The sequence below is a fragment of the Roseivirga sp. E12 genome (assembly GCF_017592825.1).
Taxonomy (GTDB): Bacteria; Bacteroidota; Bacteroidia; order Cytophagales; family Cyclobacteriaceae; genus Roseivirga.
In genome coordinates this window covers 315561-340189 of the sequence record NZ_JAGFMD010000003.1, presented here as the reverse complement: position 1 = coordinate 340189, position 24629 = coordinate 315561, and the positions used below count along the sequence as shown (strand labels likewise).

27 protein-coding genes are annotated in these 24629 nt (G+C 40.3%); 11 read left to right on the top strand and 16 right to left on the bottom strand.

Features of this window, described 5'->3' with window-relative positions; all coding sequences use genetic code 11:
- Position 1 precedes the first annotated feature (1 nt).
- The 5 genes from J4E76_RS10855 to chrA are packed head-to-tail and all read left to right on the top strand — an operon-like array spanning position 2 to position 5747.
- A complete protein-coding gene (locus tag J4E76_RS10855; RefSeq protein ID WP_208504053.1) occupies positions 2-607 on the top strand; it encodes a thymidine kinase in 606 nt (201 codons plus the stop codon).
- Entirely contained in the window at positions 567-2849 is a 2283-nt protein-coding gene (locus J4E76_RS10850) for a T9SS type A sorting domain-containing protein (RefSeq protein WP_208504051.1), read from the top strand. The genes J4E76_RS10855 and J4E76_RS10850 overlap by 41 nt, the downstream gene beginning before the upstream one ends.
- The gene (gene recO, locus J4E76_RS10845; protein ID WP_208504049.1) at positions 2849-3541 is read left to right on the top strand and encodes a DNA repair protein RecO; all 693 of its coding nucleotides are present in this window, start codon (positions 2849-2851) and stop codon (positions 3539-3541) included. Before J4E76_RS10850 ends, recO begins: the two co-directional genes overlap by 1 nt.
- 43 nt (positions 3542-3584) lie before the next feature.
- A complete protein-coding gene (locus tag J4E76_RS10840) occupies positions 3585-4559 on the top strand; it encodes an isopenicillin N synthase family oxygenase (protein ID WP_208504047.1) in 975 nt (324 codons plus the stop codon).
- 9 nt (positions 4560-4568) lie between these two features.
- Complete coding sequence (gene chrA, locus J4E76_RS10835) at positions 4569-5747, top strand: chromate efflux transporter (RefSeq protein ID WP_208504046.1); 1179 nt, start codon at positions 4569-4571, stop codon at positions 5745-5747.
- On the opposite strand, the gene J4E76_RS10830 is transcribed toward chrA, so the two are convergent.
- From J4E76_RS10830 to J4E76_RS10780, 11 genes are all read right to left on the bottom strand, one after another.
- Entirely contained in the window at positions 5740-6636 is an 897-nt protein-coding gene (locus J4E76_RS10830; RefSeq protein ID WP_208504044.1) for an LD-carboxypeptidase, read from the bottom strand. The two genes, chrA and J4E76_RS10830, sit on opposite strands and share 8 nt — an antisense overlap.
- A gap of 61 nt (positions 6637-6697) precedes the next feature.
- Positions 6698-7279, bottom strand: coding sequence for an OmpH family outer membrane protein (locus tag J4E76_RS10825; RefSeq protein ID WP_208504042.1), 582 nt, complete (start codon positions 7277-7279; stop codon positions 6698-6700).
- Between the two features lie 28 nt (positions 7280-7307).
- Complete coding sequence (locus tag J4E76_RS10820; RefSeq protein ID WP_208504040.1) at positions 7308-7841, bottom strand: OmpH family outer membrane protein; 534 nt, start codon at positions 7839-7841, stop codon at positions 7308-7310.
- Position 7842: 1 nt separating this feature from the next.
- Positions 7843-10602, bottom strand: a complete 2760-nt coding sequence (locus J4E76_RS10815) for an outer membrane protein assembly factor (RefSeq protein ID WP_236017386.1) — start codon at positions 10600-10602, stop codon at positions 7843-7845.
- Positions 10503-11240, bottom strand: coding sequence for an isoprenyl transferase (locus J4E76_RS10810; RefSeq protein WP_208504038.1), 738 nt, complete (start codon positions 11238-11240; stop codon positions 10503-10505). Before J4E76_RS10810 ends, J4E76_RS10815 begins: the two co-directional genes overlap by 100 nt.
- A gap of 83 nt (positions 11241-11323) precedes the next feature.
- A complete protein-coding gene (locus J4E76_RS10805; protein ID WP_208504036.1) occupies positions 11324-11989 on the bottom strand; it encodes a DUF6089 family protein in 666 nt (221 codons plus the stop codon).
- 98 nt (positions 11990-12087) lie between these two features.
- A complete protein-coding gene (locus J4E76_RS10800; RefSeq protein ID WP_208504034.1) occupies positions 12088-12963 on the bottom strand; it encodes an NAD kinase in 876 nt (291 codons plus the stop codon).
- A 7-nt stretch (positions 12964-12970) separates the two neighbouring features.
- Entirely contained in the window at positions 12971-13675 is a 705-nt protein-coding gene (locus tag J4E76_RS10795) for a CBS domain-containing protein (protein ID WP_236017381.1), read from the bottom strand.
- A gap of 27 nt (positions 13676-13702) precedes the next feature.
- Positions 13703-14272, bottom strand: coding sequence for an aminodeoxychorismate/anthranilate synthase component II (locus J4E76_RS10790; protein WP_208504032.1), 570 nt, complete (start codon positions 14270-14272; stop codon positions 13703-13705).
- Complete coding sequence (locus J4E76_RS10785) at positions 14269-14793, bottom strand: CvpA family protein (protein ID WP_208504030.1); 525 nt, start codon at positions 14791-14793, stop codon at positions 14269-14271. The genes J4E76_RS10790 and J4E76_RS10785 overlap by 4 nt, the downstream gene beginning before the upstream one ends.
- A gap of 1 nt (position 14794) precedes the next feature.
- Positions 14795-15247: a GatB/YqeY domain-containing protein gene (locus tag J4E76_RS10780; RefSeq protein ID WP_208504029.1), complete on the bottom strand. Its 453-nt coding sequence runs from the start codon at positions 15245-15247 to the stop codon at positions 14795-14797.
- 67 nt (positions 15248-15314) lie between these two features.
- On the opposite strand from J4E76_RS10780, the gene J4E76_RS10775 reads away from it, so the two are divergent.
- The 4 genes from J4E76_RS10775 to metK all read left to right on the top strand — a co-directional run bounded on the left by J4E76_RS10775 (position 15315) and on the right by metK (position 18821).
- Entirely contained in the window at positions 15315-16028 is a 714-nt protein-coding gene (locus J4E76_RS10775; protein WP_208504027.1) for a pyridoxine 5'-phosphate synthase, read from the top strand.
- Entirely contained in the window at positions 16029-16787 is a 759-nt protein-coding gene (locus tag J4E76_RS10770) for an alpha/beta fold hydrolase (protein ID WP_208504025.1), read from the top strand. It begins immediately after the preceding gene.
- On the top strand, positions 16788-17498 hold the full coding sequence (locus J4E76_RS10765) for an SAM-dependent methyltransferase (RefSeq protein ID WP_208504023.1): 711 nt from the start codon (positions 16788-16790) through the stop codon (positions 17496-17498). It begins immediately after the preceding gene.
- A 69-nt stretch (positions 17499-17567) separates the two neighbouring features.
- On the top strand, positions 17568-18821 hold the full coding sequence (metK, locus tag J4E76_RS10760) for a methionine adenosyltransferase (RefSeq protein ID WP_208504021.1): 1254 nt from the start codon (positions 17568-17570) through the stop codon (positions 18819-18821).
- Between the two features lie 32 nt (positions 18822-18853).
- Here the strand turns inward: metK and hpf are convergent, their stop codons facing one another.
- The 4 genes from hpf to J4E76_RS10740 form a co-directional block, all read right to left on the bottom strand.
- Complete coding sequence (gene hpf, locus J4E76_RS10755) at positions 18854-19150, bottom strand: ribosome hibernation-promoting factor, HPF/YfiA family (RefSeq protein WP_208504019.1); 297 nt, start codon at positions 19148-19150, stop codon at positions 18854-18856.
- A gap of 25 nt (positions 19151-19175) precedes the next feature.
- On the bottom strand, positions 19176-20057 hold the full coding sequence (locus J4E76_RS10750) for a tyrosine-type recombinase/integrase (RefSeq protein WP_208504017.1): 882 nt from the start codon (positions 20055-20057) through the stop codon (positions 19176-19178).
- Positions 20058-20118: 61 nt separating this feature from the next.
- Positions 20119-20313, bottom strand: a complete 195-nt coding sequence (gene rpsU, locus J4E76_RS10745) for a 30S ribosomal protein S21 (RefSeq protein ID WP_208504015.1) — start codon at positions 20311-20313, stop codon at positions 20119-20121.
- A gap of 97 nt (positions 20314-20410) precedes the next feature.
- Positions 20411-21550 carry an acyl-CoA dehydrogenase gene (locus J4E76_RS10740; protein ID WP_208504013.1) on the bottom strand — a complete coding sequence of 380 codons (1140 nt, stop codon included), beginning with the start codon at positions 21548-21550 and terminating at the stop codon, positions 20411-20413.
- 167 nt (positions 21551-21717) lie between these two features.
- Here J4E76_RS10740 and rfbB point away from each other — a divergent pair, with 167 nt between their 5' ends.
- Both rfbB and rfbA read left to right on the top strand, forming a co-directional pair.
- Complete coding sequence (gene rfbB / locus J4E76_RS10735; protein ID WP_208504011.1) at positions 21718-22767, top strand: dTDP-glucose 4,6-dehydratase; 1050 nt, start codon at positions 21718-21720, stop codon at positions 22765-22767.
- Complete coding sequence (gene rfbA / locus J4E76_RS10730) at positions 22764-23627, top strand: glucose-1-phosphate thymidylyltransferase RfbA (protein WP_208504009.1); 864 nt, start codon at positions 22764-22766, stop codon at positions 23625-23627. The genes rfbB and rfbA overlap by 4 nt, the downstream gene beginning before the upstream one ends.
- Here rfbA and J4E76_RS10725 read toward each other — a convergent pair whose 3' ends face one another.
- Positions 23628-24626 (bottom strand): M28 family peptidase, encoded by a 999-nt coding sequence (locus tag J4E76_RS10725; protein WP_208504007.1) that lies wholly within the window; start codon positions 24624-24626, stop codon positions 23628-23630.
- Between the last annotated feature and the right edge of the window lie 3 nt (positions 24627-24629).

Here is a 24629-nt window from a genome sequence, read left to right as displayed (position 1 = left end):
AATGTTTCTAGAACCACAATCGAAGATATCAGGTGAACATACCTCAGGCAGCATTGAGGTGATATGTGGATGCATGTTTTCGGGAAAGACTGAAGAGCTTATCCGAAGGCTCAGACGTGCCGATATTGCCAAACAAAATGTGGAAATCTTCAAACCAGCCATAGACACTAGATATGATGAAGAAGATGTGGTGTCCCATAATAAAACAGCAATTCGCTCGACACCTGTCCAATTTGCTTCTGACATTCTACTGCTAGCAGGTGACAGTGATGTCATTGGCATAGATGAGGCGCAGTTCTTTGACGATCAAATTGTTGATGTGAGTCGAAAGCTGGCCAACAGTGGAAAAAGAGTAATTGTAGCTGGTCTCGATATGGATGCCAGTGGTAAACCTTTTGGCCCTATGCCCTATCTCTTGGCCATTGCAGAATTCGTCACAAAGCTCCATGCCATTTGTACCATAAGTGGGTCATTGGCTTCGTTCTCATATAAACTTACAGATTCTGAAAAGACAGTTGAGGTTGGTGAAGCCGATATCTACGAAGCACGCAACAGGAAATATTTCTATGAAGGACAGAAAGAAAAGCTGGATAAAAAGGAGCACTAGTTTCCTACTGGCTATTTGTCTGTCGCTGGCTTTTTTAAGCCAAAAGTCAATTGCCCAAAGTAGTATACCCATTCTTAGCTGGAGGACTCACTTTAGTTATTCAGATGTAAGAACTGTCACCAGCGGTGACAATAAAGTCTTTGCCTCCACCAACAATGCTATTTTCTTTTATGATTTAGAAGACAACAGCCTCAACTTAATCAACAAAAACAATGGCCTTTCTGGTGTTGGCATTGGCACCATTTTGTTTGATGCAGACACTGACCAGCTGATTGTCGCTTACCAAAATGGTAATATAGACTTCTGGTCAAATGGTAACGTGAAAACAATCGGTACAATCCGTGAATCGAATATCTCCTCAAGTAAACGCATACTTCATATTGAGAAAGTAGGTGGTCAAATCTATTTTTCAGGAGATGTAGGCATCGTTGTTTATGACATTGCAAGGGACGAAATCACAGAGGCCTATCAAAACCTTGGTATCAATGGTGATGAGTTAATCGTATACAAAACAGCATTTACTAATGATAGTATTTATGCTGCTACGGAAAGCGGTATTCTCTCGGCAAGTCTCGCCACCAATATAAATCGTCAAGATTTCAATAATTGGAGGCGAACCTTAACTGGCATTCCATTTCAGCACATTACTCATCTGAACGGCCAAATTTACGCCACCTCAGATTCAGATTTATTTATGTATGATGCTGGCCAGTGGAATTTCAGTCAAAACTTTAATCGACCAATCACTGATCTTGGGCTTTCTAATACAACCGAACTATTTCTATTAACTGAGAACGAACTTTGGCAGGGGAACAACAATGCTCTATCAAAGCAACTCGATGCCGAAAGTGGACAAGTCTTTAATGAATTTGAGCGATTCAACAACCAGTTTTGGTTGGGGAGTTCCGACCAAGGACTTCTTCAGTTCAATAGCTTAAGTACTCCACCCAATAGTCTTAAACCGGCTGGCCCGGCAACAGATGTATTGTTAAAACCAACGGGTTTTGACCAAAGCGTCTATTGGCTTGACAATCAAACACCCTCAACTATATCGAGGTTGAATTTGGCTAACAAAACTTGGTCTTCATTTGAGCCCAGGAATGAAAGCGGCCTGCCAATCAGCAACTTGACTGATCTTGATTTTGGTATAGTCAATGAGAACAATATTTCGGCTCCTGTATTTTCCTCATTCGATCAGGGCTTGTTTTCAGGGGGTAGCACTATTGACAATTCAACAGATTTGATTCAAGCGTTTAACCAAGGATCGATTCCCAGTTTTTTAAACGGATCATATAATGTCTCGTCTATGGCTAGTCAAGACAGAGACCTTCTATGGATCACCACACCGGATAGGTCAAACTCCCTCTACTCTCTCAATACTTCGTCTAATGAATGGACAGCATACTCGCTTCCAGCAACCTTCGGAAGATCCCCAAAGGACCTGTTTATCACACCGGATGGGAATAAGTGGATGAGTATCGATCCGGCAAGAGGTGGGGGTATTGTAGTTTTTGATGAGACAACAAATAGGACAAGAAGCCTCAATACTAATGGTGGACAGGGAGGTCTTCCCGGCTCGGAAGTGACTGATATGGCCATCGACCAGAATTTCTTTCTCTGGGTGGGCACCAATCAGGGAATTGCCTTCTTTCCGAACCCTTCAATAGTTCTTGAAAACAGAGCGTTGACTGCCAATGTGCCCATCTTTGAGAATAGATTATTACTTCGTGATGAATTTATCACTCAAGTGGTTATCGATCCTGCGAATCGTAAGTGGTTCGGAACAAAAAATAATGGCCTTTGGCTTTTTAGTGAAACAGGAGAAGAGCTCATTTATCACTTCACTGTTGACAATAGTCCACTTCCCTCGAACCAAGTGAATGCCTTGTTTCTGGACCCACCGTCAGGCGAACTTTTTATAGGAACTGACAAGGGAACTGTCTCTTTCAGAAGTGACGCTACATTAGGAACAGAACAACATGTGAACGTAGAGATTTACCCTAACCCTGTAAATCCATCGTTCCAGGGAAACATAGTGATCAACGGACTGGCCAATAATGCCTTTGTAAAGATTACGGATGTTTCAGGTAAACTGGTAAGGGAAATTCGATCAAATGGAAGCACATCTCTTTGGAATGCCAGAGATGCTAACGGAACGCGGGTTAAGTCTGGTGTTTACTTATTGTTTAGTTCAAGTGCCGATGGGTCAGAAACATTTGTAGGCAAAATTGTGGTGATCTGATGCTCTATCATACAAAAGGAATAGTCTTCAATGCAGTTAAGTTTAAGGAGACTTCCATCATTGTGAAGATTTACACCCGTGACTACGGTATGCAGTCATATATAATCAATGGTGTAAGAAGTCAAAGATCAAAAGGCAAAATCGCTATGTATCAACCCCTCTCCTTACTTGACATGGTGGTTTATCAAAAACCCGGGAAAGATATCCAGCGAATATCAGAAGCCAAGTTTGCCAAAACCTATTCCCAAATCCCATTCGATCCATTAAAACGAACCATTGGGATTTTCTTAACAGAGATTTTTGGCAAAATCTTAAGAGAAGAATCTGAGAATTCAGACATGTTCGACTTTCTATTCCACTCACTCGAGCTCTTTGATCATCTCAATGAAAACACGACAAACTTTCACCTTCAACTACTTTTAAAAGCCACTCAATACTTAGGCTTTGGACCAGGAAGTGCTGAGGACTTTATCCATCAACTAAGTGAATCAGGCTTTCATTTCAGTACCCTTTCTGGTGAAAAAGAATGCATTAATCAACTGATTAGTGATAACTATGGCAGTCAGATTGAAATGAGCAATGACTTTCGAAGGGAAGTGCTAGACCATATTATAAAGTTCTATCGAATACACTCTGGTAGTCTTCGTGAAATCAAATCTCTCAACATACTCAAAGTGGTTTTGAGTGATTAATTCTCCCATATAATTATTAATTTCGGACTAAACCGATAGAAAAATGAGTACGAAGCTATATGATGAAGTCCCCTCGTTGGACCTTGCAGATTTCACAAGTGGAAATCCCGAAAAAAAAGCCGCCTTCGTTCAAGCACTTGGCGAAGCATATAATAATATCGGTTTTGTAGCCATAAAGAACCATGGTCTGACTGATGAAATGACCACTAAGCTATATAGTACTATTCAAGAGTTCTTCGGGTTAACTGATGAAGTAAAACAACAATATGAAGTTCCAGAATTGGCTGGACAAAGGGGCTATATTGGCAAGGGAAAAGAGCATGCCAAAGGGAGAACTACAGGTGATTTAAAAGAGTTTTATCACGTAGGACAAGAGGTGACTGATGGCGATGCTATCAAAAATGAATACCCCGATAACATTTGGCCTGCGGAGCTCCCAGAATTAGAAAAAGTAGGCTTAAAAGTTTATCAAACTTTAGAAGCCACAGGGGTGAAAATGCTTCAGGCCATTGCCATATACCTAGGCCTAGACGAAAACTACTTCGATAGCAGGGTCCACAATGGGAACAGTATTCTCAGACCTATTCACTACTTCCCAATTGAGAACCCAGATGAAGTTCCTGCTGATGCTGTTAGAGCAGCTGAGCATGGCGACATTAATTTGATCACCCTCTTAATGGGTGCCAGTGCCGATGGATTGCAAGTGCTTAGACGTGACAATAAATGGATACCTATAACGGCCCTACCAGATCAAATCATTGTGAATGTAGGTGATATGCTATCCAGACATACGAACAATAAACTGAAGTCTACAATACACCGAGTGGTGAACCCTCCAAAGGAACTAATGAAGACATCAAGGTTCTCTATTCCATTTTTCATGCATCCGAGGTCGGACATGGACTTAACAGTTCTGCCAAGTTGCGTAGATGAGAACAATCCTAAATTATATGATGATATCACAGCCGGGCAATTCTTGCAACAGCGTCTAGCTGAAATAGGGTTAAGCAAAAAGTAATTCTTAATCATGGCGATTAAGAGAATCAGATACTTCATTTTCCTTAAGGACGTGATGCTTCTTGCCGTCAGTGCCTTTGGTGGGCCGCAAGCTCATGTGGCAATGTTTATCAAGGTGATGGTTGAGAAAAGAGGTTATCTAACCGAAGCTGACCTCATAGAATTAAACGCTCTCTGTCAAATTCTACCTGGGCCTACCTCCACACAGACAATTACAGCGATAGGATTTAGGATCGGAGGAGCCAAATTGGCCTATCTCACGCTTCTAGTCTGGATGATACCAGCCGTAACCGTTATGACTACGGCCGCAATACTCATCAACTCATATCAGACAAAAAACCTTAGCCTTGAGTTCACAAAGTTTATTCAACCCATGGCGGTAGGATTTATTAGCTATGGTGCCTTTACAATTGCCAAGAAGGTGATCAATACCAAAACTGCCATCGTATTGATGATTCTATCCGCGGTTGTCACCTACTTTATCTCTACACCGGCAGCCCTGCCAATCGTATTGGTCATTGCCGGTTCCATCACAGCATTCAAGTACAAAAAGCAGGAAATCGCGGTTAAAGAAAAGGTCAAAATCAAGTGGGGAAATTTCACGCTTTGGGGACTTGTTTTAGTAGCTGCTGCCTTGCTAGGTGCCTTCACCCAAGATCGTTTTGTGTTATTATTTGAGAATTTCTACAGGAATGGAAGTTTGATTTTTGGTGGTGGGCAGGTCCTAATTCCCTTCCTCAATACTGAATTTGTTGAATTCAAAGGCTATCTATCTTCAGAAGAGTTTCTTTCCGGATTGGGTTTGGTACAGACTGTTCCAGGACCCGTTTTCTCCGTAAGTTCATTTGTGGGTGCACTATCGGTTAGGGACCTAGGCATTGGAGGCCAAATACTTGCTGGTTTCATTTCTGCATGTGGTATATTCTTACCCGGTACATTCCTGATCTTCTTTGTGATCAGATTTTGGGATAGTCTAAAGACCTATCGCGTAGTACGCGCATCACTTGAGGGAATTAATGCGGCTAGCTCCGGAATGGTAGCCGCTGCGGCCTATATTCTTTTTCAGCCTATACAAGGTTCGGTTATGGACGTTTCGGTGGTGATTGGAACCTTTCTATTATTAACTCTTACCAAAATACCTCCTCCATTTATAATTCTAGCAGGTCTCTTGGCTGGTTTTCTTATTTGATATAAGTAATCGAAAGGGTTTTTTCAGAAACCTCTAACTCACAATTCATACCTATAATCAAGGGGTAGTTTCTTTTTTCGTGCCCCGCTTCTAGGCCAAACACAAGAGGAATATCTAAATGTGAAAAATATGACAATAGCATCTCCTCAACGCTCTCTTCAAAATAGGATTTCTCATCAGAAATAGAGCTAAAACTACCAATAATCACACCTGAAAGATAATCCAACTTGCCCGATCTTTTGAGTTTAGTCATTAGCCTATCTACACTATACTTTGCTTCGCCTACTTCTTCCAAAAACAGAATATTTCCTGTCGTATCTATTTCATTCGATGCACCTAAAGACTCACAGATCATATAGAGATTACCACCTACGATTTTACCTTGGCAGCGGCCTGAATTCGTATAAGTTGATTCAACTAAAGGTAGAACTGAATTGCCGTGTCCAAAAAGAAGATCCCTAAGTGCCAAATCTGATTTTCCGTCTTTGCCGATAGTGACTCCTACTGGGCCATGGATACAGGGAACCTCAATCACCGCAGACTTAAGTAGAATACTCGTCAGATCGCTAAACCCTACAAGCCATTTTGGTTGATTTAAGTAGTTGGAAAAATCTAAGCCATCCAAAATTCTGGTTGTGCCATAACCTCCTCTTGCAAAGATTATTGCCTTAACCGAAGAGTCATCAAGAGCTCGTTGTAAGTCATGGATTCTTTCCTCATCAGTCCCAGCAAAATAGCCAAATTGGTTATGAACATGTTCACCAACACTCACTTCTAAACCCCAGTCTTCTAGGGCCTTAACACCATTAGAAATGTCGCTTTCTAACCGTTTAGCCGTGGCAACAATAGCAACCTTGTCTCCGTCTTTCAGAAAATATGGTACGTTCATAGACCTAAAATAAAAAAACCTCTTCCAAGGAAGAGGTTTAGATATGAATTTACACTAATTCTTAGTTTCCGTTTCCGCTGTTTGCCGTAGCCGGATCTGAAGGGCTCGGAGTAGTTGGCATAGGAACACCTAACTTCTCAAAAACCTTCTCGGTAATATTTAAGTCTTCCTCAGCAGCTAGCACAATACCGTCATTTGAAGATGTCCTCATGTTCAGAATAATCTGATAACCCAACTCCTTACGAACCTCATCAATGGCAGTCTGAACTTTCGAAAATACAGGGTTCATCAAATTCGATTCTTTTGCCGCCAAAGATTGCTGCGCTTGAGCAGTCCAAGTTTGGAAGTCCTGGTCCATTTTTCTCACCTCAGCATCTTTCGCCTGAAGTGCTGCCTGACTGGCATTAGGCTGTTGTGCCATTTGCTGTAGTTCGTTGACCTTCGTTTGTAGTGTAGCTCTTTTGGCTTGTGCTTGTGATGCCAATTGATCTTCAAAAGTCTTTAATTCTGATCTAATCCCAACCATCTCAGGCATGTTATAAACTATAAAATCGATATACGTATATCCAATTTTAAAATCCTGAGCCTGAGCAGCACCATACACAAAAAGTGCTGCTACCATCACCAATAATTTACGATTCATGATTCCTCTATTTTAATGTTTCAGTTTCTTATTCTTGTTTTAAACCTAATTCTTCTAATACGAACTCGGTGTAGTCATGTACCGGATTTGTATAAATCATGCCGATACTTTCGGCCTTGTCAAAAATGTAATCCAATCCATACCTTCTAGCCACTACCTCCACGGCTTGACTTACTTTATTTCTTAGTGGAAGTACCAGCTCATCTATTTTCTTATAGTAGAGTCCGTCATATCCAAAGAGCTCGGTGTATTTCTTTAACGCTTCTCCTTGCTTATCCTGAATAGCTTTTTCCCTATCTTTTTTCATTTCTGGGGTTAGAAGTACTTCGCTAGCTCTTAGTTCCGCACGCATCTTTTCCAGCTCATCATACAAACTCCGTACCTCTTTGTCATAAGTGCCTGCCAAAGCCTCTATTTCCTTCTGCTTTTCGGCATAATCGGGCATTTTATTTAAGACAAATTCCGAGTCAAAATGCCCAATTTTCTGTGCTGTCGCATTTTGAGCAGCGGCAAAGTTAAAGATTAATGCTAAGATTACTACGCTGGGAAAAATTTTGTGCATACTACCTAATTTGTTGTCCAATTGTAAAATGCACTTGGTTTCCACCGACAATTGCTGGTGAAAAAGAAGGGTCTTGATCAAACCCGTGGGCCCAGTCAATTCCAAGCAAACCAAATGCAGGCAAGAAGACTCGAGCACCTATACCAGCAGATCTAAATAACTTTCGAGGAGAATATTGTGAAAAATCAGTCCATGTATTCCCTGCTTCTCCAAAAGCCAACAAGTAGATTGTAGAAGAAGGTTTTAATGAAATAGGATACCTCAATTCCGCGACAAACTTATTGTAGACTACTCCACCTCTGAAGCCAGTATTTGGATCAATTGGATCAATTACGTTGTCTTCATATCCTCTTAACGCAATAATATCCTGTCCAATTATAAAATTATTACCTCCATTTAGACCGTTTCCTCCTAAGAAAAACCTTTCAAACGGACCTGAATCTGTTTTGCTGGAGTACGTACCAATAAAGCCCATATGCGCTCTAGCATTAATGACTAACTTCTTACTCAAAGGCACAAACAAAGAGAAATCCATCATCCACTTATGATATTCTACAAATCGATATCGCTCTTGTTCAGTCAATTCACCCTCGAACCTCCCTGGGTTTAACAATGACCAAGGTGGTGTCGCATTGATGGCCAAAGTAAATTGAGAGCCATATCTAGGGTAAGTTGGCTGGTCAATATTACTCCTTGAAATTGTAGTATTAAACGTCAAACTATTGGACTGGCCTGTAGAAAAACCAAGGGTGTTTCCAAAGTTGAATACGTCATAAAGTTGGTATGAAAGAGTATTTTGTATTTGGAAATAATCATCTGGCCACCTCAATCTTCGACCCAAACCTACAGTGACACCCGTGGCCTTAAGGAATCCTAACAGATCGTTATTAGTAAAGTTGATCGTTCTATTAGAGGTTCTATTCAAACTAACAGTAAAATTGTTGGGCTTTCGTCCGCCTAACCATGGCTCGGAGAACACCAAGCTATAACTTCTAAACCTTCGTCCATTTGACTGAAGCTGTAGCGACAGCTTCTGACCATCACCACTTGGGTAGGGTCTCCATTTATCCCAATCTTTTATATTCCTAATAGAGAAGTTATTGAGGGACAGCCCCACCGTACCCACAAAGCCAAATGGTCCACCAAAACCACCTGATAATTGTATTTGGTCTGAAGACTTTTCAACTAGATCAAAAAGAATATCTACAGTCCCATCAGCAAGATTAGGCACTGGCTGGGGATTAATTTGCTCAGGATCAAAGTATCCTAATTGACCCAGTTCCTGTATAGTTCTGATCAGCTCCTTTCTACTGTATTTTTGACCAGGCAGGGTTCTGATTTCACGTAAAACCACATGGTCACTCGTCCGGTTATTTCCTTTGAGAATAATTCTTTTAATGACGGCTTGCTCTCCCTCATACATTCTCATTTCGATATCTACAGAGTCATTTTGAGCTCTTACTTCGACTATATCAATCTTAAAGAAAAGATATCCATCATCTGTGTAAAGGGAGCTGATATCATCACCAGTCCTTCCGTCATACTGCGTTCTTTCATCAAACTTCTGACGGTTATAAACATCTCCCTTTTCAATGCCTAGCTTCTCAGTCAGAAATTCATCCGAGTATTTGAAGTTACCTACCCAATCAATATTTCTAACGTAGTACTTAGATCCTTCATCGACTTTAACCTTTAAATCGATATAGTCATCATTCACTTTAATTACCTCGTCATCTACAACTTCCGCATCTCTGAATCCTCTTGAGTTATAGAAGTCAATGAGGGATTGTTTATCATCACGAAATTGATTCTGAATGAACTTCGACCCATTCAGAAAATTAAGCTTTACGTTATCATTTAGAAACTCCTTGAACTTTTTATCGGAAACGGTATAAGATGAGTCCACATAATTTCTAATGGACTTCGGATTAGTCTTAAATACCTCATCAAATAATTTTGAAACCAACCAAAAACGAGGCTTCTCATTGGTTTTTCTAAAAGTTCTTTTTAATCGTTTGGCATCGAAAGAGTCATTCCCGTCAAAGTAAATTTTGTTAATCTTAACTTTCGATTTTCTATCTACCTCGAATCTTAGCCCAACGCCATCGGTAAGAACCGTATCTCTATCTTGTATGGTCTTTACAGTAGTGTTTAGAAAGCCCTTTTCAATGAAATATTTGCGAATTACTATTTCTGAGTTCTTGATTAAGGCGGGACTGGCAACTTTACCTATAATACCAATTTGTTCTTTTATCTCCGTTTGCTGAGTCTTATTGATACCAGTAATGTCAAACTGCCGAATTCTAGGTCTTTCAACAATCTTTACTTCAATAAAAGCTCTATTACCGTCCGTTCTGGTCAACCAGAATTGGACATCAGCAATGATACCCTCTGTCCAAAGTTTTTTAATTGCATCGGAAATTTGTTGACCCGGTATGGGTATTTGATCTCCTACTTTAATTCCAGCAAAGGATATCAGTGCTTTCTCGCTCAACCCACTTAAGCCAGTAAATTTGATGTCTGCTATTTCAAAAACCTTTGGGTTAGAATAATCTATTTGAACGCCCTCTCCAGCATTCACACCATATCTATTCTGCCCGAATACACTCACACAAGTAAATATGGCTATGACAGCTACCAATAACTTTCTCATCCGCTTTCTCAACTCTTTAATTGTTCGCTTGTCATTCCGAATCTTCTTTCTCTTTCCTGATATGATATTAAAGCCTTGTACAGATCTTCTTTTCTGAAGTCTGGCCAAAGTGTATCGGTTATGAAGAATTCTGTATAAGCCATTTGCCAAAGCAAAAAATTACTTATGCGCTGTTCTCCGCTAGTTCTTATCAACAACTCAGGATCAGGAATACCTGAGGTGTTCAAATACTTATCTATTAAATCTTGACTAATATTTTCAGCATTCAATTTTCCCTCGGCCACATCTTTAGCGATGGCCTTGGTGGCTTGTGTCATATCCCAACGACCGCTATAGCTTAAAGCCAAAACAAGGGTCATTCTGGAATTTTTAGAGGTCTTTTCCATAGCCTCTTTCAATTCTCTCTGGCATTTCGCAGGCAAACTTTCAGTATCACCGATAGTCTCCAGCCTAATGCTATTGTCCATCAATGTTTTCATTTCCGAGCTTAGAGTAGACACTAAAAGCTCCATAAGAGCGGTCACTTCCAATTTTGGTCGAGACCAATTCTCTGTAGAAAATGCATACAAGGTTAAATACTCAATACCCAGTTCGGCAGAGCCTTCTGTGACATCACGTACAGCCTTAATTGCATTTTTATGCCCAAATACACGCGCAGCGCCCTTTTTCTTCGCCCAACGACCGTTGCCATCCATAATGATCGCCACATGTTTTGGGAGGGATTCTGCTTTGATTTGTTCCTTCATTCTACCAGCTTCTCAAAAATCAACCGCGAAGGTACAAAAATGGAATTGGTTTTTAAATGTCCTAATCAACTCTTTATCAGAGATTAAAAGAATGGTTTTGGGCAGACAATTCTAAAGAATGTATAGCTTAAGGAGAATCCAGTAAAAAACATGACGTCATCGTCATTGGGATTCCCACCTCGATAGTCTTTAATATTGGGTGTGGCCAAGGACACGTTGTCCAAAACATCAGAGTTTGTCTTGATTACAGAAGCAGACATTCCCAAGGTCCATCGTCTATCCAGTTTTACTTTAATACCTACTCCTACAGGGATTCTAAATTTCAAACCCGAAGAGTACACATTAGACAATTGATCTTGACCTTCGAACCTATAGGCACCAATACCAAATAAAATATACGGTGTCCAATACTGGTCTAGTTTTGGGTTGCGATAGTCTAGAAAATGATATTCAAAAAGCATGTCAGTATTGACAAAATCTCCTTGAAAAGAAGCTCTTCTATTTGCTGAAAATACGTCAAAAGCTTCATCATCTGCACCTTCCAACTGGCCTGCTCCGACTGAAAACCGGACACTCAAGCCATTGTCAATATGCTTTCTGATAAAAAACTGACCTCCTAACGAATTATTACTGAATTGATAACTCCGAGCAACATCGCCTAAATAGCTGTATCCGCCAAGTTCCATTCCTATCTCAGTATTCTGAGCTTTCAGGTTAGTCCAAGACAGTCCAAGACATATCAGTATCAACCAAAATACAGGTTTGATCAGTTTATCCGTATGATATGAGTGCAAGCTAGATAACAATGTAGTAACGTTTTTCAGGGTGCGAGTTAAATATTGTTAACTCAATTTCTGGCATCCAAACCCCAATTTAATTTGTGGCGCAAGGTATCAAAATACTTATGGTTGTTAAAACGAACGAGTTTTGCCTCGAATTCTTCTCTCCTAACGGAAATTTTTACACTATCGTCTACACTCTGAGAACGAGAGTCCAAAGAAACCATGAATTGTCTTGATCTACCCTCTATTTCAAAGGTGATAACACTCGTGTCGGATACTATAATTGGGCGGACATTGAGGTTATGAGGGCTAACCGGAGTGATTATGAAATTCTTCATGCTCGGATGCACCAAAGGACCTCCACAACTCAATGAATAACCAGTAGAGCCCGTTGGTGTGGCTACAATGATGCCATCGGCCCAATAAGAGTTTAGGTAGTCTCCATCTACGTAGGTATGGACCACAATCATCGAAGAAGTTTCTTTCTTGACAATAGTCAGTTCATTAAGGCCAAAATTATGAGGTTGGAATAGGCCCTGATTTGAATCCACATGTACCAATGAGCGGGATTCAATACTTAAATCGTTAGATATGAGTCTATCAAAAATCTCGCTTATCTCATTTCTAGGTGTTGTAGCCAGAAAGCCCAAACGCCCAAGGTTAATACCAATAATTGGTACTTCAGCCTTGCTCGTATAGGTGATGGTGTCAAGTATAGTCCCATCCCCACCCAAGCTAAAAATGTAATCAAACGCAGAAAGGTCATCGCCCAATTGAAAAGTACTCAGCTTACCAGAATCGAAGTTCTTTTCATTGAGGTCTAATTGATAACTACTCGAGATAGCTGCCTCAATATTATGCTTTTCTAATAGCTCGAATACATCACGAATGCAGCCTTGCGCTTCAGGACCGGTACTTTTACCATGTATTGCAATTCTCATGAATGAATTAAATATTGAGATAACGCATCAAAAGATCAAACCTCTCCTGATCATTAGACTTTATCTCCTCTTCCTGAAACCTACCAATTATGCGGTAAGCAAATCTTTCCAGTGAGGCAGTAATATGAGAAATCTCTGTTTTATTGAGTTTGAGCGTCACTCGAAGCATAGCCATGTCCTTTGGGTCTGGATTGACTGTACTACTCAGTATCCTGGCGCCTTCGGCTTCAACCAACCTGCTAATTTCCGCTAAAGAGTAGTCTCTCTGGTTCATTAAAAGTACCAGAATAGCTCCTGGTTCTTGGATTGCAGTAGATTCAGCAAAGGCATTAATAGTATCTTCGATAGCAATTACACCTTGAAACACTCCTGTTTGGGACAAGACAGCCACCATTTGAAAATCGTGTTCTGTAGCGATCTTGATGACATCATAGAAGTGTTGGTGCTCCATAACAAAACACTCCTCACCATCTAGATAATAATCTCGAATCGGCTTTTTAGAGTCATTCTCTTCCAGAATTATATCCTCAGTGATGAAACCTAAAAATTTGCCTTTCTCAATTACTGGCAGCTGATTGGTACGAAGTTCTTCCATCCACACAATCGCCTTATGACCATCATCAGATGGTTTCAAAGGTGGGATCATATGATTTATTAATTCAACTGCTACCATTATCATTGGGCTTTGACGTAAAACGATGCCGTCAGCCATTTAGTTCTTAAAACTATTTCTACAGGACTAAACAATATTATAAAATGTCACCCAATTTCTAAGCATTTCTAATCCATATTGTGTCAATATAGCCTCAGGGTGAAATTGTAGCCCCCAGACCATTAAATCTTCATCACTCTCAAACGCCATCAATTCACCCGACTCTGTATATGCCGTGGGATTCAACACATCTGGAAGTTCTTCCACCAACAGCGAATGATATCGCACTACCTCAAACTGAGTTGGCAGGTCTTTGAAAGCCTCACTTCCTCGAGTGACTAATTTTGAAATCTTGCCATGCATAGGGTAATCAGCCTTGGCCAACTTTCCTCCCAGAAACTCAGCAATGGCTTGATGCCCCAAACATATGCCTAACATTGGGCATTTTCCTATGTAATGATTAACTACATGCAGCAAGTTTCCTGCAAGTGAAGGGTTCTCAGGCCCAGGTGAAAGGACTATACCACTATAATCGAAATGCTTAATTTCTTCGATTGGAAAATCATTTCTGAACACTTTAGACTCAATACCTAATTGACCAAAGTAGTCGACCAGATTGTAGGTAAAAGAGTCATAATTATCTAGCAACAAGATCAAACCGGAGAGATTAGCTCTTTAATAGAATCAATCATTTCCTCGGCAAAAGGCAGGATGATATCTAAAGAAGTAATTAGGTTAGGCCCTAGCTCAGATAGAAATGGATAGAGTACCAATTCTTCATTTTGACCTGGAAGTTCAATTCCAAAGTTATTTGTTAGCCATAGCACTATACTCAGGCCGATTGCCCATTTCACTATACCTACAATTGCTCCAGCAAACTTGTCTACCCCGCCCAGAAGTGTCATATCCACCATCTTCTTCAACAGTTTTCCCAACATATTGACCAACAGTATGATGGCAATAAAAATCACCAGAAAAGATATAAACGGCAGCAAATGGTCAACACCTTCCAAATAATCAGATAGGTAAGACATACCCAGTTCCATTAGTTTGAAGCCTCCGATTATTGCCAAAATGAACGCAAGAATACCGAAAAGCTCTAACAGGAGACCTTTTTTATAACCCATTACAGCTCCAAAAACCAGTGGGATAATCAATATGATATCCAGTGTTTTCAACCTAGCCTACCAAAATTGACTTGACGATTCCAGAAATGGTTTTGCCATCAGCCTTACCAGCCAAAGCTTTCGAGGCCATACCCATAACCTTACCCATATCTTGAGGTCCGGCAGCTCCGACTTGAGCAATTATCTTTTCTAATTCTGCTCTTATTTCTTCTTCTGACAATTGTTTAGGAAGGTATTTTTCGATCACGGCAATCTCCGTCAACTCTGTCGCCATAAGGTCTTCACGCCCCTGATCTTTATATATCTGAGCAGAATCCTTTCTCTGCTTCACTGCCTTCATTAGTAATTTAAGCTCTGCATCCGCAGAAACAGACCCGTCATTTCCTTTTTCTGTTTCTGCCAATAGGATCATTGACTTAATAGCTCTCAGTGCCTGTAACTCGCTCTTTTGCTTCGCCAACATGGCTGTTTTTATGTCCGACTCTATTTGTTGTTTTAAGCTCATATCAGAATAATTTCGATTTTTTTAATCGCTAACTTGCGCACAAAGTTATGCAATAAAGGGAATTTGAATGACTAGACTGAGTGTTAACATAAACAAAGTAGCTACTCTGCGAAATGCACGTGGTGGAGATAATCCCAATGTGGTTAAAGTTGCAATTGATGCCGAAAGATTCGGTGCCGAAGGAATAACTATTCACCCGCGGCCTGATGAAAGACATATTACCACTAAAGATGTATACGACCTGAAAGAGGTAGTAACTACTGAGTTTAATATTGAAGGATATCCAGATGAAAGGTTTCTAAAAATTCTAAAGGATGTGAGGCCTGACCAAGCTACGTTGGTGCCAGACCCTCCACACGTGCTTACTTCAAATGCGGGTTGGGACACCGTTCGGCATGAGAACAAACTAAAGGGCATTATTGATGAAATTAAGTCAATGGGTATTCGGACTTCAATTTTTGTGGAGCCAGGTACTTCGATTATCGAAGGCGCTGCCAAAGTAGGTACAGATAGAATAGAACTATATACTGAGATGTATGCCACTGGATTTATGCAAAACCAGGAAGTTGCCATTTCTCACTACAAAGAGGCTGCCGAAAGAGCTCATGACTTAGGGCTCGGAATTAATGCTGGCCATGACCTTGATTTGACGAATTTGAGCTATCTAAAACAAGGACTAATCCACTTAGATGAAGTCAGCATTGGGCATGCTTTATTTTGTGATGCCTTATATTATGGACTCGAGAATACAATACAACTATATTTACGCGAACTGAAATAAATGCTACTCAATTATAAATCCTTTGGTGAGGGGCAGCCTCTTATTGTTCTTCATGGACTTTTTGGTTCTCTAGACAATTGGGTAACCCTAGGGAAAAAGTTTGGTGAGAGACACAAAGTCTACTTAGTTGACCAAAGAAACCATGGACAATCTTTTCATGCTGATTCATTTTCTTACGAAGTAATGGCCGAAGATCTCTGCCAGTTTATGGGCGAACTTGGCATTTTAAAAGCACATATCATTGGTCATTCTATGGGCGGAAAAACGGCCATGGAATTCACTAGACAATACCCTGAAAAAGTGGATAAACTGCTTGTCGCAGATATTGGCCCTAAATTTTATCCTGTTCACCACTCTCAGATTTTAAAGGCTTTCTATTCCGTACCAATTGCTTCTCTTTCTTCAAGAAAAGAAGCTGATGATATACTGGCCAACTCCATTTCAGACTTTGGCATAAGACAATTTCTACTAAAGAATTTAAGCCGAGGTGGGGAAGGCTTTAGTTGGAAAATGAATTTAGATACCATTGCAAATAACATTGAGGAGGTGGGGAAAGCACTAAATCAAAATGCACTTATCAAGAATAAAACACTCTTTCTTAGGGGTGGTAATTCAGATTATATTTTAAACGATGATTTTAATCTAATACACTCTGTTTTTCCCAATAGCAAGGTAGACACAATAGATGGCGCTGGTCATTGGCTTCACGCAGAAAAGCCAAGCGATTTTTATCAAAAGGCATCTGAATTTCTTTCATAAATGAGTGCAGGAAAAGTCTATTTAATTCCGAACGTCATCTCTGAGAACACTCAGGAAGAAGTAATCCCTAATCAAATCCGTCAAGCGATTCTGGCCTGTGATATGTTCCTTGTCGAAAGTGTTAGGACTGCTAGGAGATATATCAGTTCCTTGAAGCTTGGTTTGGTAATTGAAGACTTAAAGTTTGAATTACTTGATAAGAACACTTCGTTCGAAGACTGCATAGACCTTATTCAACCAATCTTAGAGGGAAAAAACGCGGGCATAATATCAGAGTCCGGTTGTCCTGGAATTGCTGATCCAGGTGCAAGGCTAGTCCATATTGCGCATCAATTTGGGATTGAATGCCAACCTATTGTCGGACCATCCTCAATTCTGTTGGCCTTGATGGCAAGTGGTATGAATGGACAATCCTTTGCCTTTCATGGCTATTTACCCATTGATAAAAAAGAGCGTCAGCAGAAGATTAGAGCACTTGAAAAGGAATCCAAAGAAAAAGATCAGACTCAGATATTCATGGATACTCCTTATAGAAATGAACAGTTGCTTTCTGACATTCTAAAAGTGGCCAGAAAAGACACTTTTCTATGCGTTGCACGTGATGTCACTGGACAAAAAGAAATTGTTTTGACCAAGTCTGTGAGCAAATGGAAGGTTGGAGAAATAGACTTGAATAAAGTCCCCACCATCTTTCTGATGTACTCCAATTAGGACACAACAAAATAAGTTTTCTTTATTCCAGTCATACTTCTATTTTTGTGCCCTCAAAACATTTGAAGTATGCCTTATTTATTTACGTCAGAGTCAGTTTCGGAAGGTCACCCAGATAAAGTGGCTGATCAAATATCTGATGCCCTTATCGATAACTTCTTAGCCTTTGATGCTGAATCAAAAGTGGCTTGTGAAACCCTTGTTACTACTGGCCAGGTAATCTTGGCTGGAGAGGTTAAGTCTAACACTTATCTTGACGTACAAAGAATCGCCAGAGAAACGATTCAACGCATCGGATATACTAAAGCTGAGTATCAATTCGATAGCAAATCATGTGGTGTGCTTTCGGCCATTCATGAGCAATCAGATGATATCAACAGAGGTGTAGATAGAGCTTCTAAAGAAGAGCAAGGAGCTGGTGACCAAGGAATGATGTTTGGTTATGCTTCTAAAGAAACAGAAAACTATATGCCCTTGGCATTAGATCTTTCGCACAAAATACTTCAGGTATTAGCAGATTTAAGAAGAGAAAACTCTGACATCACATATTTGAGACCAGATGCCAAATCTCAAGTAACCATTGAATACTCTGATGATAACACTCCTCAGAGAATAGAGGCAATCGTTGTTTCAACCCAGCATGACGACTTCGATACTGACGATGCAATGCTTTCAAAAATCAGAGAGGATATTGTCAAAATTCTTATCCCTAGGGTTAAATCACAACTTCCTACTCACATTCAGTCGTTATTTAACGATCAAATAAAATATCACATTAACCCTACAGGCAAGTTTGTGATCGGTGGACCTCATGGAGATACTGGCTTAACAGGCAGAAAAATTATTGTGGATACTTACGGTGGTAAGGGTGCACATGGTGGGGGTGCTTTTTCCGGAAAAGATCCATCAAAAGTTGACCGTTCGGCTGCATATGCAACGAGACATATTGCCAAGAATCTTGTCGCAGCTGGAGTTGCAGATGAAGTATTGGTACAGGTCTCCTATGCTATCGGAGTGGTTGAACCTATGGGCATTTTCATTGATACTTATGGCACCGCCAAAGTAGACATGAGTGATGGAGAGATAGCAGAAAAGGTGTCTCAAGTATTTGATATGAGACCATTTGCTATAGAAAGTCGTTTAAAACTAAGAAACCCAATGTATACCGAGACTGCCGCTTACGGCCACATGGGTAGAAAAAATGAAACTGTCAGCAAGACATTTATTAACTCTAGCGGACAACCTGAAACATTCCAAGTAGAGTTATTCACTTGGGAAAAGCTGGACTACGTTGATAAGGTAAAAGAATCATTTGGACTATAATAAAAAAGCCCCGACAAGTCGGGGCTTTTTTATTAGTGCGATACTAGTTTGTCCTTATGCTTTTTGATTTGCCGCCTCAAAGCTTCAGCGCAATGATCAGTCGCGGCTTCAAACGAACCATTAGTTTTATTTGCAAAAAGCTGATCGCCCGGTACGTTAAGTTTAATCTCGACTGTCTTATTCTCAATCCCCTCATTATTGAGTTTAAGTATCACTTCAGCATCAATAGTCCTATCATAGTAGGTATCCAACTTGTCTAATTTTCTCTGGATGAAATCAATGAGTTTAGCATCTGCATCGAAGTGGATTGATTGAACTTGTACTCTCATAATTCTAAAATTTAAAGGGTTAAACTTATGCTTTTGGATGAGCCTGATCGAAAACAGACTTCAATTTCTCTAATGAATTGTGTGTATACACTTGTGTTGCGGCCAAACTACTATGACCGAGCAAGTCCTTCACGGCATTTAAATCGGCTCCTTTATTTAGTAGGTGTGTCGCAAACGTATGTCTAAGCGCATGGGGGCTTTTCTTATCTAATGACGATACTTCATTTAAATACTTCTTAACCGTTCTATATACCAACATCGGATATGCCTGCCCTCCATCCTTGTTTACGATCAAAAATGAATTTTGGTCGTGAGAAAACTCATGATTTTTCTCATGAATGTAAACATTTACGATTTCCAACAAAGATTGGGAGATAGGAATTATCCTTTCTTTATTTCTCTTGCCAAGCACCTTGATAGTAGACTGGTTCTGATTAATGTCTAAAGCCTTCAATCCAAGTAATTCGGCAAGTCTTATCCCAGTCCCATAAAGCATCTCCAATATCACTTGATCTCTTTTTCCTTCGAAGGAGTCAGGAAAACGAATATTGTCAAGGAAAGCCGAAAACTCTTGTTCATCAGCAAAGCTGGGTAGCTCTTTGCTCGTTTTAAGCGATCGAATTTTTGAAGTTGGATCTTTGGTAATTACTTCCCGCTTCAATAGATATTTGAAGAAGGATCTTAGGCTAGCAATTTTACGATTCACAGTTCTGGACGATAGAGAATCATCCATTAGTGATAAGACCCACGAACGAATCATCAACTGAGTAGCATCTGCCAACTCACTTGCTTGAAAATTTACGCGAATAAATGTTTGAAATTGATCGAGATCGCTTTGATAGGAACTAACAGTGTGCTTGCTGTAACGTTTCTCGAATGATATGTATTTCAGGAATGAATTTACCATGCTAGCACTGCGTATTACACACAGTACTAACATAGCAATTTAAAGGCAAAATAAGAATGCCTTAGTAGTTATCTTTGGCGTACATCTTTTGCTTGTATGCCGCCTTAATCTTTTCAGTTCTTCGACTGACAGAAGGCTTTTCGTACGCAGTTCTAGATCTAAGCTCTTTTAAGACTCCAGTTTTCTCGAATTTCTTCTTGAAACGCTTAAGGGCTTTATCAATAGACTCGTTTTCTTTTACATTAATGATGATCATAATATATTAAACACCTCCTCTCAATTCGGACGGCAAAGGTACAACCTTTTCGGAAATACAATAACTATCTGAGAAAGAAAGAATAAGCGTTTTAAGTTTATCTTAAAATTTGTCTAGCGATCACTAGTTTCTGAATTTCAGAAGTGCCTTCTCCGATTGTACAGAGTTTAGAATCACGATAGTACTTTTCCACTGGATAATCCTTCGTATAACCATACCCACCAAATATCTGAACGGCTTCGGTTGCACATTCAACCGCACATTCGGAAGCATGATATTTGGCCATAGCAGATTCCTTAGTCATTGGTTTACCCTCATTCTTTAATTGGGCCGCCTGATGTGTGAGGAGCTTAGCTGCCTCGAGTTTGGTAGCCATATCTGCCAGTTTGAAGGAGATTCCCTGAAAATTAAAGATGGGTTGATTGAACTGCTCTCTTTCTTGAGCGTATTTCAATGCCTCATTAAAAGCACCTTCCGCAATACCTAAACTAAGAGCCGCAATAGAAATTCTTCCGCCATCCAAAACTTTCATTGCCTGAACGAAGCCTTCCCCAACATTACCCAACATATTTTCTTCTGGAACTCGGCAGTCCTCAAAAATCATCTCTGCTGTTTCCGAAGACCTCATTCCGAGTTTATCTTCTTTCTTCCCAGCTTTGAACCCTGCAGTTCCTCTTTCTACAACAAAGGCCGTCATCCCATGTGAGTCGCCAACTTCTCCAGTTCTTACAATCACAACCGCAACATCACCAGATTTACCATGCGTAATCCAATTCTTTGTTCCATTGATTACCCAATCATTACCATCCTTTTTAGCGGTTGTTCGCATATTGCCAGCATCAGAACCTGTATTTGGCTCAGTTAAACCCCAAGCTCCAATCCATTCGGCAGAGGCTAACTTTGGTAACCACTTCTGCTTTTGAGCTTCAGTCCCGAACTGCAAAATATGCCCCGTGCAAAGAGAATTGTGTGCGGCAACCGATAGACCTATCCCTGGATCTAACTTAGCTACCTCAGATACAGCAGTGATGTATTCGTGATACCCAAAACCCGAGCCTCCATACTCTTGTGGTACCAAAACACCCATCAGACCTAGTTCACCAAACTTTTTGAAGATATGAACAGGGAACTCCTGATCATCATCCCATTGATTTCTAAATGGCGTTATCTCTTTCTCACCAAAGTCTTTGATCATATCTGCGATCATCGATTGGTTTTCATTCATCTCAAAATCCATTCCTATTATAGTTTGTCGAAAATTAGTCAAATTACATTTCCAAACAAACGTTTGTTAGGTAGAATGGTTAACCCAAAATTCGAACAACTTATCCCATTAAAATAAACAGTGGGCGAATGTCGCTTTCAGTGGGAAACCTTAATTTTAGCTTTGAGTAAAATCGAAACATGAAAAGTATACTGATAACCGGAGGAGCCGGATTCATAGGTAATCATGTGGTAAGGCTATTTGTCAATAAATACCACGACTACCAAATCGTGAATTTGGACAAGTTGACCTATGCAGGCAACCTAGAAAACCTAGAAGACATTCACGACAAGGATAACTATACTTTTGTAAAAGGTGATATCTGTGATGCACCATTCATTGACGATCTTTTTATCAAGTATCAGTTTGAAGGTGTAATCCACCTAGCTGCCGAATCTCACGTAGACAGGTCTATTGCTGACCCTTTAGCCTTTGTAAACACAAACGTGTTAGGTACGGTCAACTTGTTGAATAGCGCTAATGCCGCCTGGAAAGAAGATATGGATGGAAAAAGATTCTACCATGTCTCCACTGATGAGGTATATGGTTCACTAGGAAGTGAAGGCTTCTTTTTAGAAGACACCCCTTATGATCCACAATCTCCGTATTCTGCCTCTAAGGCAAGTTCAGATCATTTTGTAAGAGCTTATGCGAATACTTATAAACTACCAGTGGTCATTTCTAATTGCTCAAATAACTATGGCCCAAATCAGTTTCCTGAAAAACTACTACCCCTCTGCATCAACAACATTAAACACAACAAACCACTCCCCATCTATGGAAAGGGCGAAAATATTAGAGATTGGTTGTTTGTAGTTGACCATGCCAGAGCGATAGATGACATCTATCATAAAGGAATAATTGGAAGCACTTACAACGTTGGTGGATTCAACGAGTGGAAGAACATAGACATTGTTAGACTGCTCTGTGACATCATGGATCGAAAGCTCGGGAGGCCAAAGGACAAGTCTAAGGAACTGATCACCTTTGTAAAAGATCGGGCTGGCCATGATATGCGTTACGCCATTGATGCAAATAAGATAAAGAATGACTTAGGTTGGGAACCTTCACTTCAATTTGAAGAAGGACTAGAAAAAACAGTAGATTGGTATCTTGAAAATACCGAGTGGCTGGAACATGTTACCTCAGGTTCTTATCAAGATTATTACGACAAACAATACAAGGCATGAAAGGAATTATCTTAGCAGGAGGATCCGGCACGAGGCTTCATCCTTTAACTATTGCTATCAGCAAGCAGCTCATGCCTGTTTATGACAAGCCGATGATCTACTACCCGCTATCCATCCTGATGCTTGCGGATATTCGAGAGATTCTCATTATTTCTACCCCTCACGATTTACCTCTTTTCAAACAGTTATTAGGAGATGGAAGTCGAATTGGATGTTCTTTCAGTTATGCAGAACAACCGAATCCAGAGGGTCTTGCACAAGCTTTTATCATTGGTGAGGAGTTCATTGGAGATGATAAAGTCGCTTTAGTTTTGGGTGATAACATTTTCTACGGTTCCGGTTTGCCAAGGCTTTTACAAAGTAATACAGATCCTGATGGTGGAGTTATCTATGCTTATAGAGTTAATGATCCCGAGCGTTATGGAGTTGTCGATTTTGATGATGAAATGAAGGCCTTAAGCATTGAAGAAAAACCCTCTAAACCGAAATCCAATTGGGCCGTTCCTGGCCTGTATTTCTACGATAACCGAGTGGTGGAAATAGCGAAAAACCTTGAGCCAAGCCCAAGAGGGGAGTTAGAAATCACTGATATCAATAAGGCTTATTTGGAAATGGGTGAACTCAAAGTAAGCCCCATGGACAGAGGCACCGCATGGTTAGACACCGGCACTATCGATTCACTCATACAAGCCGCACAGTTCGTTCAAATCCTTGAAGAAAGGCAGGGAATCAAAATTTCTTGTATTGAGGAAATTGCCTATCGAATGAATTACATATCGAAAGAGCAGCTCATAGAGATTGCCAAACCTCTTGAAAAATCTGGTTACGGTAAATATCTCAGAAAGTTAGTCATGGACTAACTACTCATTATAAAGAACACTCATCAGAACAGAGGTCACTGCTGAAAGTGTCTCTTTGCTAATATTCTCCATATTGTCATCTGCTGTATGCCATGCCGGGGTAAATGAACCTGTGTTTTCTCGATAATCAATTATATCGATCATCGGAATTCTGGCAATATTATTCACATAGACGTGATCGTCTATAATTCCCTCAAAGCCATTTTGCTTCTTGAACATGGTTCCATATCCCAGTTGGCCTGCGATACCCCAAACTTTATCAAGGGTTCTACCTGCATTCTCACGAGAAACAGAATCATAGAGGAAAGTTGCATTCGGTGCGCCTACCATGTCTAAGAGAATCCCATAATAAGCAGTGTAGCCTGATTTATGCTTGTTTTTACTCCAGTACTGAGATCCCAAACACCACCAGACATCTTTTCCGTCAGGAAGAGGTTTGCTTCCCTCTTGAAAGTGTTCTCCCCAATCTTCTCCATCAAACAAGATAATGTCCACACCAACATTCGGTGCTTGATTTTCACTCAGTAAACGCGCTACCTCGAGTAAAACACCAACACCACTGCCACCATCATTAGCTCCATCAATAGCTGCATAAGTATCATCCGCATCACGGTCTGCAAAGGGACGTGTATCCCAGTGGGCTGCCAATAAGATTCTCTTTTTCTTTTCTGGATTGAAGGAAGCAATCACATTGGTAAGTTCCGCCTTAGTGCCATCATAGATGTACTCTGTAAAGTTTTGCATGATTACACTGGCACCATAGCTCTCGAACTTCTCCTTAAACCACTTTGAAGCCTCACGATGTGCTTGCGTATTAGGAACCCTCGGCCCAAAATCAACCTGCTTTTGAACAAACGTGTATACAGAATCTGCATTGACGGTTGGGGCTGGTTTCAACGCAGCAGGCACATTCGAATTACCTTTGGAACTATCGTTTCCTCCGCACGAGAAAACTAAAGTGACCAAAGTGAGAAAGACTAGTGAATTCTTAAATCGCATGAG

What these genes read in the sequence shown, in the direction of transcription:
- J4E76_RS10855 (WP_208504053.1), top strand. Translation starts at nt 2, where the DNA reads ATGTTTCTAGAACCACAATCGAAGATATCAGGTGAACATACCTCAGGC.
- J4E76_RS10850 (WP_208504051.1), top strand. Translation starts at nt 567, where the DNA reads ATGAAGGACAGAAAGAAAAGCTGGATAAAAAGGAGCACTAGTTTCCTA.
- recO (WP_208504049.1), top strand. Translation starts at nt 2,849, where the DNA reads ATGCTCTATCATACAAAAGGAATAGTCTTCAATGCAGTTAAGTTTAAG.
- J4E76_RS10840 (WP_208504047.1), top strand. Translation starts at nt 3,585, where the DNA reads ATGAGTACGAAGCTATATGATGAAGTCCCCTCGTTGGACCTTGCAGAT.
- chrA (WP_208504046.1), top strand. Translation starts at nt 4,569, where the DNA reads ATGGCGATTAAGAGAATCAGATACTTCATTTTCCTTAAGGACGTGATG.
- J4E76_RS10830 (WP_208504044.1), bottom strand. Translation starts at nt 6,636, where the DNA reads ATGAACGTACCATATTTTCTGAAAGACGGAGACAAGGTTGCTATTGTT.
- J4E76_RS10825 (WP_208504042.1), bottom strand. Translation starts at nt 7,279, where the DNA reads ATGAATCGTAAATTATTGGTGATGGTAGCAGCACTTTTTGTGTATGGT.
- J4E76_RS10820 (WP_208504040.1), bottom strand. Translation starts at nt 7,841, where the DNA reads ATGCACAAAATTTTTCCCAGCGTAGTAATCTTAGCATTAATCTTTAAC.
- J4E76_RS10810 (WP_208504038.1), bottom strand. Translation starts at nt 11,240, where the DNA reads ATGAAGGAACAAATCAAAGCAGAATCCCTCCCAAAACATGTGGCGATC.
- J4E76_RS10800 (WP_208504034.1), bottom strand. Translation starts at nt 12,963, where the DNA reads ATGAGAATTGCAATACATGGTAAAAGTACCGGTCCTGAAGCGCAAGGC.
- J4E76_RS10795 (WP_236017381.1), bottom strand. Translation starts at nt 13,675, where the DNA reads ATGGCTGACGGCATCGTTTTACGTCAAAGCCCAATGATAATGGTAGCA.
- J4E76_RS10780 (WP_208504029.1), bottom strand. Translation starts at nt 15,247, where the DNA reads ATGAGCTTAAAACAACAAATAGAGTCGGACATAAAAACAGCCATGTTG.
- J4E76_RS10775 (WP_208504027.1), top strand. Translation starts at nt 15,315, where the DNA reads ATGACTAGACTGAGTGTTAACATAAACAAAGTAGCTACTCTGCGAAAT.
- J4E76_RS10770 (WP_208504025.1), top strand. Translation starts at nt 16,029, where the DNA reads ATGCTACTCAATTATAAATCCTTTGGTGAGGGGCAGCCTCTTATTGTT.
- J4E76_RS10765 (WP_208504023.1), top strand. Translation starts at nt 16,788, where the DNA reads ATGAGTGCAGGAAAAGTCTATTTAATTCCGAACGTCATCTCTGAGAAC.
- metK (WP_208504021.1), top strand. Translation starts at nt 17,568, where the DNA reads ATGCCTTATTTATTTACGTCAGAGTCAGTTTCGGAAGGTCACCCAGAT.
- hpf (WP_208504019.1), bottom strand. Translation starts at nt 19,150, where the DNA reads ATGAGAGTACAAGTTCAATCAATCCACTTCGATGCAGATGCTAAACTC.
- J4E76_RS10750 (WP_208504017.1), bottom strand. Translation starts at nt 20,057, where the DNA reads ATGGTAAATTCATTCCTGAAATACATATCATTCGAGAAACGTTACAGC.
- rpsU (WP_208504015.1), bottom strand. Translation starts at nt 20,313, where the DNA reads ATGATCATCATTAATGTAAAAGAAAACGAGTCTATTGATAAAGCCCTT.
- J4E76_RS10740 (WP_208504013.1), bottom strand. Translation starts at nt 21,550, where the DNA reads ATGGATTTTGAGATGAATGAAAACCAATCGATGATCGCAGATATGATC.
- rfbB (WP_208504011.1), top strand. Translation starts at nt 21,718, where the DNA reads ATGAAAAGTATACTGATAACCGGAGGAGCCGGATTCATAGGTAATCAT.
- rfbA (WP_208504009.1), top strand. Translation starts at nt 22,764, where the DNA reads ATGAAAGGAATTATCTTAGCAGGAGGATCCGGCACGAGGCTTCATCCT.
- J4E76_RS10725 (WP_208504007.1), bottom strand. Translation starts at nt 24,626, where the DNA reads ATGCGATTTAAGAATTCACTAGTCTTTCTCACTTTGGTCACTTTAGTT.